This is a genomic window from Sorangium aterium, from assembly GCF_028368935.1.
Lineage (GTDB): Bacteria > Myxococcota_A > Polyangia > Polyangiales > Polyangiaceae > Sorangium > Sorangium atrum.
In genome coordinates this window covers 418,516-430,552 of sequence record NZ_JAQNDK010000002.1, presented here as the reverse complement: position 1 = coordinate 430,552, position 12,037 = coordinate 418,516, and the positions used below count along the sequence as shown (strand labels likewise).

The window sequence follows — 12,037 nt, the reverse complement described above, 5'->3', positions numbered from 1 at the left end:
CCGCTCCTCAACCTGGGTCGACCTGGCTCCCGACCTGGTCCCCGACACGGGTCGGCCAATAGAGAAAGTTCACTTATCACTGTAGTGCAAATCACCCGTTCACGGTCCCGGGAGACCGGCCTCCATCGCTCGCGACCGGGGGTCGCGGGAGGCTCAACCTCGGTCGGCCGCGGCGCCGCAACCCAACCTCGGTCGATGCGGGGGTGGGTTGCTCGCGGGCCCGGCGCCGGTGGGGTTTGCCGCTTCCCAGCAGGGCCGAGTTGTGGTCAGTGCCCGGGCATGTTGCGCGTCGCCCTCGCCATGGTCCCGGAGGTACGGCAGCTGCTCACCGAGGATCCGGCGCAGCTGTCCGACCTGCTGGACGAGATCCATGACGAGGATCTCGCCGACCTCATCGGCCTGCTGGACGACGCCGAAGCGGCGAAGGTCCTGATGGCGCTCAAGGCCGAGGAGGCCGCGCCGATCTTCGAGCGCCTCGACGGCGAGACCCAGGAAGCGCTCGTCGAGCAGATGGGCATCGAGAGCATCGCGCCGATCGTCTCCGAGATGGCGGCCGACGACCGCACGGACCTCATCGAGGCCCTCCCGGACCAGGTCAGCGGCACGCTGCTCTCCACGCTGGAGAAGGTCGACCCCGAGGCCGCGGCCGAGGTCGAGGAGCTCGCCAAGTGGCCCGAGGACAGCGCCGGCGGCCTCATGACCACCGACTACGTGTCGGTGGGCATCCACCTCAAGGTCGCCGACGTGATCGAGCGCATCCGTGCCGTCGGCGAGGACGCCGAGACCATCTACTACGTGTACATCGTCTCCGATCGCGGGCACCTCATCGGCGTCGTGTCGCTGCGCGATCTGCTGCTCGCCTCGCCGTCCGAGAGGCTCGCGGACGTGATGACCGAGAACGTCTTCGCCGTCAGCCCCGAGACCGATCAGGAAGAGGTCGCGCGGACCATGGCCAAGTACGATTTCAACGCGCTGCCCGTGCTCTCCGCGGATCGCAAGCTGCTGGGCGTCATCACCGTCGACGACGTGATGGACGTCCTCACGGAGGAGCAGTCCGAGGACATGCAGCGGCTCGGCGCGGTCGGCCCCATCGAGGACAGCTACTTCAAGACGAGCTTCTGGACGTTCATCCAGAAGCGGGCCCCGTGGCTCGCCGTGCTGTTCGTCGGCGAGTTCATGACCGGCGAGGTGCTCCGGCGTTTCGAGCACGACCTCGAGGCCGTCGCGACGCTCGCCTACTACGTGCCGCTGCTCATCTCCACGGGCGGCAACTCCGGCTCGCAGTCGTCGTCGCTCATCATCCGCGGCCTCGCCGTCGGCGATCTGCGCGTCGGCGACTGGGCGAGCGTCCTCGTCCGCGAGCTCGGCCAGGCGGTCGTGCTCGGCCTCATCCTCTCCGCCATCGGCATGCTCCGCGTCTGGCTCTGGGGCGACGGCACCGGCTTCGTCCTGACGATCGGCGCGACGCTGATGGCGATCGTCCTCATGGGCTGCACCGTCGGCGCCATGCTCCCCCTCCTCCTCCGGCGCATCGGCCTCGATCCGGCGACCAGCTCCACGCCGTTCATCGCGAGCCTCGTGGACGTCCTGGGGATCCTCCTCTACTTCACGATCGCCCGGCTCTTCCTGTCCGACCTCCTCGCGCAAGCCGGAGCGGGCGGGTGAGCGGAATCACGCGGCATTGCGCGGAACCGGGCGAAATTGGACGGCGATCGGACCGTGATCGAGCGGCGCTCGAGCGACGCCGCGCCGCCCGTGCCGAGGCCCACGCCGGTCCCGCCGCGCGGGCGCGCCGCGTGCTTTTCGGCGCGCCACGACCCTTGACGCGTCGGCCCCCATGGGGGAGTGAAGCAGGCGACGTTCGTTCAGCGCAGCGTGCGCTGAGCCCCTCCTAGGGAAGGAGTGACGATGGCCGAAGGCTTGAATCGCGTAATGCTGCTCGGCAACCTGGGCGCCGACCCAGAGCTCCGGTTCACCCAGGGAGGTCAGGCCGTCTTGAACCTGCGGCTCGCGACGACCGAGTCGTACCTGGACCGCGACAAGGTCCGGAAAGAACGGACGGACTGGCACAATGTCGTGATCTGGGGCAAGCGCGCCGAGGCCTTGGGCAAGATCCTCAGCAAGGGTTCCTCGATCTTCATCGAGGGCTCGCTCCGCACGTCGAGCTACGACGACCGGGATGGCAACAAGCGCTACAAGACCGAGGTGATCGCGAACAACGTCCTGCTGACGGGCGGGGCCCGCGGTCGCGGCGCTGCCGGTGATGACGCAGGCGCGTTCGGCGCGGATCCCGGCGGTGGCTACGGTGGTGGTGGTGGCGGTGGCTACAGCGGCGGCGGTGGCGGTGGTGGCGGCGGTTACGGTGGCGGCGGCGCCGGCGGCGGCGGAGGCCGCCCGGCGGGTGGCGGCTACAACCGCGGCGGCGGTGGTCGCCCCGCGCCGGCTGCGCAGGATCCCGGTCCTCCGCCCGACGATTTCGGCGGCGGCGGTTACGGCGGCGGCAACGACGACGACATCCCGTTCTGATCGCTCCCCCTGCCCGGCCGAGTGATCACCCCGGCGACGCCTCTCTCTTCAAACATCTCGAATACCGTCAGGCCCTCGGAGAGGGTGCTCGTCGCGCGGCGCACGCAGGGCCGTTGTCTGAGCCCATTGGACGCTTTGTCTCCGGCGTGCGCAGCGCGCCGGAGACAAAGCGTCCAAGGCGAGTTCGGCCCTGCGTGCGCCGCGCGACGAGCACCCTCTCCGAGGGCCGGGCAGTTCTCCACGAGCCCCTCTTCCCCGTCCTAGGGCCGCGGTCGCGGCCGCCGCGCCAGCAGGACGGTCACCCCCGCCGCCGCGAGCACTCCGAGCGCCGCGGTCGTGGCGACGGGCTGCTCCGCGGCGAGGAAGATCATCCGCACGACCAGCCCCGGCTCAGGCGGCGCCACGAACGTGCCCTCGAACGCGGTCGCCCCGAGCAGCGCGCCGCACCGGGCGCCCGCCCCCTGCGCAGGCTCGAGGCAGGCCAGGCTGCAGAGCGCCGCGTCGTGCTCGCTCCCGGCGAAGCCGAGCACGTGCTGCCCCCGGATCACCACCGCGCGCGCACCAGCCCTCCCGGCCCCCTCGAACGCCTGCTCGAACCGCTGCGACTGCGCGTGGATCGGCCCTGCTTCCCACCGCTCGATCGCCACCCCGAGGCCCCCCCGCACGAGCCCCGAGGCCCGATCGAGCACGAGCTCCTCCAGGCCGGTCACCCATTGCCGCGACGGGGCCGTCACGCACACGGCGCGCAGCGAGAGCCCATCCGCCTCGACGCCCCGCAGGAGCGTCACCTTCGCCCCCGGGATCGCGGAGACGTCGATCGCGGGCAGCGCCTCCTTCGGCGCCTCGCTCGCCCCGGCCGGCAACGCAAGGCGCAACCCGAGGCCCGGCGCCACGCCGTGAAGCTCAGACGCGCTCGAGCTCATCCATCAGCGCGAGCACCTCGGTCCGGATCTCGACGAGGGCCGTGCGCATCCGCTGCACCTCCTCGTGGCTCGCGCCCGCGTCCGGCGCCGGCGGCTCGATGCCGCCCTCGCGCAGCTTGCGCCGCGCGCCCGCGATCGTGAAGCGGTGCGAGTAGAGCAGCTCCTTGACCTTGAGGAGCGTCTCGACGTCGCGCCGGCTGTAGACCCGCTGCCCCTTCGCCGACTTCTGCGGGCGGATGGAGCGGAACTCCGTCTCCCAGTACCGGAGCACGTGCGGCTCGACCCCCACGATGCCGGCCACCTCGCCGATCCGGTAGTACAGCTTCGCCGGAAGCTGCGCGCGCACCGCCAAGCGGTCTACTCCTCGGCCGCCGAGGCCGTCTCACGCGGGTTGAGGACCTGCTTCAAGATCTGGCTCGCCTTGAAGTTCAGGACCCGGCGCTCCGTGATGAGGATGGGGTCGCCGGTCTGCGGGTTGCGGCCCTGCCGCTGGCGCTTGTCGCGCAGCACGAAGTTGCCGAATCCAGAGATCTTGATCTTCTCCCCGCGCCCCAGGGTTTCCTTCATGGTCTCGAACACGAGGTCCACCAGATCGGCAGATTCCTTCTTCGAGAACCCCCCAAGGCGGGAGTAGACCGCCTGAACGATTTCGGCTTTCGTCATGACACCCCCATCGCCCTTGCAGAAGGGGGGACGCGCCGCAACCCCTGAAGACCGTTCAGGAAGCCGCGTGCGGTCCCCCGACCGGCCTGGAGGGCAGAATGCCAGCCTGCGTCGGTGAGGTCTAGGGGGTTACGCAGGCTTCGCCCGATGTACACCAGGCACGCTTCGTGGAGCCCCCCGGGCAGCGCGGCGCTCGGAGCGGACCCGCGACGACACGAGCAGCGCCCCACACCTCGCACCCTCGAGCCGGCGGCCAGGGATCCGGCAGGCCCACCGGCGCGACCGCGGGCGCTGGCTGGGCTCGGCGGCGACGATCCGCTCAGACGGCAAGATCGCCGAGGTGGCGTTCCTTCGTCGACTGCCGGGACCAGGCGCCCACGACGGCCGCCTCGCTCGGCCGCGCGTCGCTCCAGCCGACGACCGGCGCGCTCGAGGTCGCATCGCGGCGGCGCACGATCTGCTCCTGGACGACCAGGACCGCCACGTAGAGGTAGCCGACGGCGAAGAGCACCGCGAACGGCGTGGCGAAGTAGTGCCCCGTCTCCACGGACGCGACCACCGCGCCGCACGACAGCACCGAGAGCATCGCCTCGGTGATCGGCAGGTCCGTGCGGACCTTGTACCGGCCCTTGTTGTCGCCCTGCTTCGGCGTCCGGACGAACTCGCCGGACATGCTGCGGAGCCCCTCGATCACGGCCTTCGACAGGTACGGCGCGAGCCCCGTCCCGAGCGCGATGAGCATCGGCAGGCGCCTGACCGCGCCCCAGCGCGAGCGGCCCTGCGCCGTCTCGGCCAGCATGTAGAACGCCGCGAGCGACCCCGTCGTCGCCGTGCAGAGCGGCAGATCGATGGCGACCATCGTCAGCGTGTCGGCCGCGGGGAACAGGACGAGCGCCGGCAGCAGGAGGACGCTCAGCAGCACCAGCAGCGGGTAGGCGAAGTGCGGCGTGAGGTGGAAGAACGCCTCGATCCGCTGCCCGACCGAGAGCTTCGCGCTCAGCACGGTCGCCATCAGCTTGCGCGACGTCTGCACCGTGCCCTTGGCCCAGCGGTACTGCTGCGCGCGCAGCGCCGAGATGTCCTCGGGGAGCTCCGCCGGCGAGACGACGTCCTCGCGGTAGATGAAGCGGTAGCCCGCGAGCTGCGCCCTGTACGACAGGTCGAGGTCCTCGGTCAGCGTGTCGTGCTGCCAGCCGCCGGCCTCGCGGATGGCGTCCTTGCGCCACATCCCGCCGGTGCCGGAGAAGTTGAACAGGAGGCCGGCGCCGAAGCGCGCGCGGTTCTCGACGAGGTGGTGGCCGTCGAGCATGAGCGCCTGCACCTGCGTGAGGATCGAGACGTCGCGGTTCAGGTGGCCCCACCGCGTCTGCACCATGCCGACCGTCGGGTCCTCGAAGTGGCCGACGATGGACCGGACGAAGTCCGGCTGCGGGATGAAGTCGGCGTCGAAGATCGCGACCAGCTCGCCCTTCGCGACCTTGAGCCCCGCGTCGAGCGCCCCCGCCTTGTAGCCGACGCGATCCACGCGGTGCAGGTACACCGCGTCGAGGCCCTGCGCGCGCAGCCGCTCGACGTGCGCGCGGACGAGGCCCTGCGTCTCGTCCGTCGAGTCGTCGAGCACCTGGATCTCCAGCTTGTCGCGCGGGTAGTCCATCTTCGCGACGGCATCGAGCAGCCGCGCCGCGACCGTCGACTCGTTGAAGAGCGGGAGCTGGATCGTCACCGGCGGGAGGTCGCGATCGGTCAGGGCCGCGACCTCCTGCGCGCGGGTGATCTTCGCGCGGTTCAGGCGACAGAGGACCACGAGGTGCAGCCGGTGCAGGCCGTAGGCGCTGAGACCGAGCAGCACGCCGAAGTACAGGACACAGAGCAGCAGGGAGAGCATCGCGAGCACCTACCGCCGGCGGGTTGCGTGCAGCCGTGGGAACGGGCGAGAGCGCCGATCTCCACCCCTGCAGGCGCCGGCAGACAACGAACGCGTACCATCCGCCGGATCCGAAGTTGTCAGGCACTTGTAATTCGTTGCAACTCACTGTCGCGAGGTGCGCAAAGTTGACTTCGGCCCGAGTCGCTCCCCGCGGAAAATGACAATCGCCGACAATCCCGCTTCGCCCGGGCGCGCGGCGCTGCCCGCAGGTCTGCCTCGCGAACGCACGTGCGCGAGCGGCGCGGCGACTCAGGGCGTCCCCGGACACTGGAGCTCCAAGTAAGGTGTTTTTGGTAAGGCTCCTCCGAATCCACGTTCGATGAGTAGGGTGCTCACCCGCTGGGCAGATTCACAGTACTGCGCGATTTCAAGGCTCGGGCAGGGGCCGCGCGCCGCGCGCCGCGTGCCGCGTCGGCGGAGGCCCGGGGTCATCTGCGCCTGGCACCAGCGGGGGCTCGGGGCTATCGGTTCCCCGATGGATCGGGCGCTACTTAATGAACTGAAGGCTCGTCAGATCGCGTTCCTCGAGGCGCGGCTCGTCTCCGAGGCCGCCGCGCGCGACTTCCGGGAGCGGCTGCCCGCCGGCTTCGCCGCGCTGCTCGCGACGCCGCTGGGCGAGCTCGTGGACGCGGGGGCGATCGGGCGCGCGCTCGAGGCCCTTGCGGCGGAGGAGCCGCTCCGGCGGGCGGTCCGGCCCGCGGCCGCCGCGGCGCTCGCGGCGCTCGTCGAGGCGGCGCGCGCCGAGCGGCGGCGCGGGAAGGAGCTCCTGCCGGAGGGCGCCCGCGACAAGCTCGATCGCATCCTCGAGCAGCCGAAGATCGTGCCGGAGCGGCTCGTGCGCGAGGTGCTGGAGAGCGCGGCGCTCGACGCGGTGATGCGCGACGTCCTCTACGACACGCTGATGGAATTCTCCGAGAAGGTGAACCCGTTCTTCGCCGAGTGGGGCCTGCCGGCGCTCCTCAAGCGGGTCGCCCCCTTCGGCCTCGGCGGGGTCGGCAAGACGATGGGCGCGATGCGGGGCGAGTTCGAGCGGCGGCTCGAGCCGGAGATCCGCCGGTTTCTGCAGGGCTTCTCGCGCACGGCGATGCGCCAGGTGCACGACCTCCTCGTCGCCAAGGGCGACACGCCCGAGTTCGTCGGCCTGCGCAAGCAGGTCGCCACGTGGGTGCTGGAGCAGGAGATCTGCGCGCTCGTCGGTCAGCTCGACGCGAAGAGCTCGGCGATCGCCGAGGAGCTCGGCGCCGACATCGCCGCGCAGCTGCTCCGGGATCGGCCCGTCCGGGCGCGGACCAGCGAGGCGATCGCGGCGTTCGTGGCGGCGCACGCGGGCGAGCCGCTCGGCGAGGCGCTGGGGCGCCTCGGGATCGCGCCCGAGCTCGACGTCGGCGCGCTCGCGGATGCGCTCTGGCCCGTCGTGAGGAGCGTGTGTGCGACCGGGCCGGTGCGGGCCTGGCTCGCGTCCGTGGTGGAGGAGTTCTTCGACGGGCTGCCGGACGGGATCGAGCCGTCCGCCTGAGGCGAGCCGCTGCGATGGGCGCCTGCCGCGGGTGGGACCAGGCCCGCGGCGAGCGCGGGCCCCGGCCCGCGACTGGCCGCGCTCAGCCCATGGCCGAGGCGTCGGCCACCGCAGACTCGATGTACGCGAGGCCGCGCGACGGGCACGCGGGCACCGTGGGCGCAAACGCCTCCATGTCCAGGATCAGCTCGGGGCCGGCCGCGGGCGTGAGCACCACGACGGGCACGCGCGGCGACATGCGGCGGAGCTGCTCCATCTCGCTGTGGAGCTCCGCCTCCTCCCGCGGCACGAGCACCATCACATGAGGACGCCAGCGGGCAAGCACGTCACGCGCATGGCCGAGCCCGCAGCACGTCTCCACCGTGTAGTCCCGGGATGAGAGGAAGTGGACGAGCGGCTGGGAGTTGCTGGCGTCGTCATCGATCACCAGAACGCGGGTCGTGCTCTCAATCTCCATGGGTATCCCCCGTCAGCGGCCGGCGCTGACCGCCGCTGTGAAAACCAGGTCTTCATGGCCTGGCTCACAGTGACCATACTCCATATTCGGCAAAGAGCGATATCAATCGCGCCTCAGCGCATCACGCGATGCGTTGATACGCGCTTGAAACACCAGCGCTTTCCGCCTGTCTCTTTTGCGATCCGCTGCGATCCGCTGCGATCCGCTGCGATCCGCGATGATCTGCGACCCGTCCGGGGGATTCGCGGCGCGCCGACACGCGTCGACGCGGGAGCGGCGGGATCAGCCGCCGAGGTAGGCCGCGCGGATCTCTTCGTTCGCCGCGAGGTCCTTCGACTCGCCGCTCATGGCGATCTGCCCAGTACGGAGCACGTAGGCGCGCATCGAGTACTTGAGCGCCAGTCGGGTATTCTGCTCGACGAGGAGTACGGTAGTTCCCGACGCCGCGATCTTGGCGATCGACTCGAAGATGTCTGCGACGAGCCGCGGCGCGATGCCGAGCGACGGCTCGTCGAGGAGCAGCATGGCGGGGCGCGCCATCATGGCGCGGCCGATCGCGAGCATCTGCTGCTCGCCGCCGGAGAGCGTGCCGCCGTGCTGGTGCATGCGCTCGCCCAGCCGGGGGAAGAGCTTCACCACGTCGTCGACGGTCTCCGCCATGGTGGGGCCGTGCTTGTGGCACCACGCGCCGAGCTCGAGGTTCTCGCGGACGCTGAGGTTCGAGAAAATCGCACGCCCCTCCGGGACGAGCGAGACGCCGGCCGCGACGAGCTCCTCCGTCGAGACGGACGCGAGGTCCTTGCCGTCGTAGCGGACGCGGCCGGAGGCGATCGGGAGGAGGCGGACGATCGTCTTCAGCGTGGTCGTCTTGCCGGCGCCGTTCGCGCCGATCATCGCCACGATCTCGCCGCGCCGCACCTCGAGGCTGACGCCCTTGAGCGCCTTGATGCCGCCGTAGCTGACCGCGAGATCCTCGACGACGAGCAGGGGGTCGCCGGGGGCCACCGAGGGGGGCTGCCGCGTCGGATGCGATGTCTTCATGCGGGCTCCTCCGCCGCCGCGCCGGCCGCCTCGTCGTCGATCTCCTCGCCGAGGTACGCGGCGAGGACCTTCGGGTCCCTGCGCACGACCTCCGGGGTGCCGTGCGAGATGGTCTCGCCGTGATCGAGGACGTGGATCTCCTCGCACACGCCCATCACGACCTGCATGTTGTGCTCGACCAGCACGACCGTGATGTCGAAGGTGTCGCGCAGCCAGCGGATCTGCTGCTTGAGCCCCTCGGCCTCGCCGTAGTTCATGCCCGCCGCCGGCTCGTCGAGCAGGAGCAGCCTCGGCTTGAGCATCATCGCCCGGGCGATCTCGAGGCGGCGCTGGTTGCCGTACGAGAGCGACGTCGAGATCTCGTCGGCCATCTCCTCCAGCTTGAACACCGAGAGCAGCGAGAGGGCGCGCTCGGTCATCTCCTGCTCGTCCTTGTAGAAGAACGGCGAGCGCAGCAGGGCGGAGGCGAGCGTGGATCTCCGCAGGTTCTCGCAGGCGACGAGCACGTTCTCGAGCACCGTGAGCTGGCCGAAGAGGCGGATGTTCTGGAACGTGCGGGCGATGCCGAGGCGCGCGATCTGGCTCGGCCGGAGCGGCGCGAGGTCGGTCCCGCCGAAGCGGATCGCGCCCTCGTCGTGCTTGTAGACGCCGGTGATCAGGTTGAACACCGTCGTCTTGCCCGCGCCGTTCGGGCCGATGAGCCCGAAGATCGAGCGCTCGGGCACGGTGAAGGAGACGCCGCCGACGGCCCGCAGGCCGCCGAACCGCTTGGTCACGTGCTTCAGATCGAGGTTCACTCGAGCTCCCTCCCGGTCGGCGCGCCTTCGCGGCCGACGGTGATGCCGGGCGGCGGCTCGTCCGGCGGCGCGCCCGGGCTGGGCAGCGCGCCCCCGTGCCCGACGGCCACCTCCACGCCGGTCGTGGCGGGGACGGGCTCGGCCGGGCCCACCGGGGAGCGCTTCCTGCGCGACCAGCGCCGGCCGAAGAGCTCGCGCTCGCCGAACAGGCCCTCGGGGCGGAGGACCATCAGCCCGATGAGGATGCCCGCGTAGAGCACCATCCTGAGGGCGTTCAGATCGAGCGCGGGGTAGGCCGCCTTCAGCGCGAGGACGCTGTCGAGGCCCTGCAGCTGCTCGATGAGCTTCACCGTGAAGGTCACGAACACGCCGCCGAGGATCGCCCCGGAGACGCTGCCCGAGCCGCCGAGGATCACCATCGTGATGGCGTCGAACGAGTAGTTGAACGTGAACTGGTCCGGCTGGACCGTGGGGTTGCCGTCGCGCATCGAGGAGAGCAGGGCGCCGGCGATGCCGCCGCCGGCGGCGGAGATGACGAACGACGTGACCTTGTAGCGCGTCGGATCGACGCCCACCGCGGCGGAGGCGATCTCGTCCTCGCGGAGCGCGCGCAGCGCGCGGCCCCAGCCGGAGAACTTCAGCCGCCAGGCGAGGATCGTCGCGATCACGACGGCGCCGAAGATCCAGAACGGGCCGGCGTACTGCGGCACGCCGGTGTCGTCGGGCCCGGCGTAGCCGATCGGGCCGCCGAGCGCCCCGAGGAGCTTGCCGAGCGCCCCCTGGTCAGGGCCGCCGGTCGTCGCCGTCGCGATCGTCAGGCGGAAGATCTCGGCGAACCCCAGGGTCACGATGGCGAGGTAGTCGCCGCGCAGCCGGAGGCTCGGCAGGCCGACCACGAGGCCGAAGAGGGCCGCGACGAGCCCGGACGCGAGCAGCGCCGCGGGCATCACGACGAACGAGTTGCCGAAGAGCGGCTCGCCGCCGCCGAGGTGCTGGTGCAGGTTGCCGGCGACGACCGCCCCGGTGTACGCGCCGATCCCGACGAAGCCGGCGTGGCCGATCGAGAACTGGCCGGCCATGCCGTTGATGACGTTGAGCGAGAGCGCCGCGATGACGTTGACCATCGCGAACAGGGCGAGCTGCCGCCAGGCGGCGTCCGGCAACAGGGTCTCGAAGCCGAACTCGAGGGCGACGACGACGCCGAGGAGCAGGAGCGCAGTGAGGACGCGCTGCAACGGTCGAGGCATGGCCGGCCAGAGTTGGAATGGCCGAGCCGCACCGTCAAGCAGTAGCGTCAGTAGCGTTACTTGATGACCCGCAAATAAGGGGGCAGTTCCCGCTTCGGCTTGCCCGCTCCCTGGCGAGGCTTGGGCTCGGGCTCACCAGAGCCCCCCGATTCGTCGTCTTCGCGCTCCTCGGTGGACCGCACCGGCGCGAGCGCCGGCGCCGGCACCGGCGCGAGCGACCTCACGGCCGCACCGGCGTCCCGCGCCGGAGCCTCGCCCGCGCCGAGGCGCTCGCCGGCCTCCACGGCCTCGAGCTGGGGGCGCGCCCTGTCGCGCGCCCGCGCCTCGTCCGCCGCCTCGTCGCTCCGCTCTTCGTCGCTGCTGGGGGGCGCGACGGCGGCGAGCCGGGGGCGCGGCCTCTTGGCGGGCTTCTGCGGCGGGGCGACGGCCGGGCGCTGCTGCTTCTGCGCGGCGAGATCGGCCGGGATGTCCTCGGGCCACACCATGCCGCGCTGGTCCTCGCTCACGAGCGCCCAGATCGCGTGCCACGGCAAGCGGCACCAGAAGGGCGCGCGGTTGAACGACAGGGTGCAGCTGATCCCGTCGTCGTCCACCTTGAGGTCGGGGATGGCGATCGCCATGTTCATGCCGACCTGGAGGATCAGCTGCGGCTGTCCCGTGAACCACTTGGGGACGGAGACACCGGGCCGGCGCGGATCGAGGTGGATGAACACGCTCGGCTCTCGCTCGAGGAGAGCCAGCGCGACGTCCTTCTTCGGCGGAAGCGGTCTCTGCACGTCGGACATCGTACTGCTCTGCCCAATACCCCGGACCGCGCGGCTCCGCCAGCGCTTCGGGGGACGCCGCGCGCCGAGGACCGTGACGGGTGAGCAGGCCGCGGCGCGCCGGCCGCCAGGCGCTCCAGCAGATCTGTAGAAAGCGCGCTGTGACCGTGAGCGCC

At 71.0% G+C, this 12,037-nt stretch carries 12 protein-coding genes; 3 read left to right on the top strand and 9 right to left on the bottom strand.

The genetic code is table 11. The annotated features are described in order from the left end of the window. Nucleotides 1-279 precede the first annotated feature (279 nt). The gene (mgtE, locus tag POL72_RS16505) at nt 280-1,665 is read left to right on the top strand and encodes a magnesium transporter (protein ID WP_272096317.1); all 1,386 of its coding nucleotides are present in this window, start codon (nt 280-282) and stop codon (nt 1,663-1,665) included. Nucleotides 1,666-1,908: 243 nt separating this feature from the next. Next, on the top strand, nt 1,909-2,526 hold the full coding sequence (locus tag POL72_RS16500; protein WP_272096315.1) for a single-stranded DNA-binding protein: 618 nt from the start codon (nt 1,909-1,911) through the stop codon (nt 2,524-2,526). Nucleotides 2,527-2,786: 260 nt separating this feature from the next. Here the strand turns inward: POL72_RS16500 and POL72_RS16495 are convergent, their stop codons facing one another. From POL72_RS16495 to POL72_RS16480, 4 genes are all read right to left on the bottom strand, one after another. Then, nucleotides 2,787-3,449 (bottom strand): hypothetical protein, encoded by a 663-nt coding sequence (locus tag POL72_RS16495; RefSeq protein ID WP_272096314.1) that lies wholly within the window; start codon nt 3,447-3,449, stop codon nt 2,787-2,789. Beyond that, nucleotides 3,430-3,795 carry a MerR family transcriptional regulator gene (locus tag POL72_RS16490; RefSeq protein ID WP_272097930.1) on the bottom strand — a complete coding sequence of 122 codons (366 nt, stop codon included), beginning with the start codon at nt 3,793-3,795 and terminating at the stop codon, nt 3,430-3,432. Before POL72_RS16490 ends, POL72_RS16495 begins: the two co-directional genes overlap by 20 nt. Nucleotides 3,796-3,806: 11 nt before the next feature. Next, complete coding sequence (locus tag POL72_RS16485) at nt 3,807-4,112, bottom strand: integration host factor subunit alpha (protein ID WP_272096313.1); 306 nt, start codon at nt 4,110-4,112, stop codon at nt 3,807-3,809. A 319-nt stretch (nt 4,113-4,431) separates the two neighbouring features. Further along, nucleotides 4,432-5,997 (bottom strand): glycosyltransferase family 2 protein, encoded by a 1,566-nt coding sequence (locus POL72_RS16480; RefSeq protein ID WP_272096312.1) that lies wholly within the window; start codon nt 5,995-5,997, stop codon nt 4,432-4,434. Between the two features lie 517 nt (nt 5,998-6,514). Between POL72_RS16480 and POL72_RS16475 the strand changes: the two genes are divergently transcribed. Then, nucleotides 6,515-7,555 carry a hypothetical protein gene (locus POL72_RS16475; protein WP_272096311.1) on the top strand — a complete coding sequence of 347 codons (1,041 nt, stop codon included), beginning with the start codon at nt 6,515-6,517 and terminating at the stop codon, nt 7,553-7,555. A gap of 82 nt (nt 7,556-7,637) precedes the next feature. Here the strand turns inward: POL72_RS16475 and POL72_RS16470 are convergent, their stop codons facing one another. From POL72_RS16470 to POL72_RS16450, 5 genes are all read right to left on the bottom strand, one after another. Continuing rightward, the gene (locus POL72_RS16470) at nt 7,638-8,012 is read right to left on the bottom strand and encodes a DNA-binding transcriptional response regulator (RefSeq protein WP_272096310.1); all 375 of its coding nucleotides are present in this window, start codon (nt 8,010-8,012) and stop codon (nt 7,638-7,640) included. Between the two features lie 282 nt (nt 8,013-8,294). Then, the gene (locus POL72_RS16465; RefSeq protein WP_272096309.1) at nt 8,295-9,053 is read right to left on the bottom strand and encodes an ABC transporter ATP-binding protein; all 759 of its coding nucleotides are present in this window, start codon (nt 9,051-9,053) and stop codon (nt 8,295-8,297) included. Further along, on the bottom strand, nt 9,050-9,850 hold the full coding sequence (locus POL72_RS16460; protein WP_272096308.1) for an ABC transporter ATP-binding protein: 801 nt from the start codon (nt 9,848-9,850) through the stop codon (nt 9,050-9,052). Before POL72_RS16460 ends, POL72_RS16465 begins: the two co-directional genes overlap by 4 nt. After that, nucleotides 9,847-11,097 carry a branched-chain amino acid ABC transporter permease gene (locus POL72_RS16455; protein WP_272096307.1) on the bottom strand — a complete coding sequence of 417 codons (1,251 nt, stop codon included), beginning with the start codon at nt 11,095-11,097 and terminating at the stop codon, nt 9,847-9,849. The genes POL72_RS16460 and POL72_RS16455 overlap by 4 nt, the downstream gene beginning before the upstream one ends. A gap of 56 nt (nt 11,098-11,153) precedes the next feature. Further along, nucleotides 11,154-11,882 (bottom strand): ClpXP protease specificity-enhancing factor SspB, encoded by a 729-nt coding sequence (locus POL72_RS16450; protein ID WP_272096306.1) that lies wholly within the window; start codon nt 11,880-11,882, stop codon nt 11,154-11,156. Nucleotides 11,883-12,037: the final 155 nt, after the last annotated feature.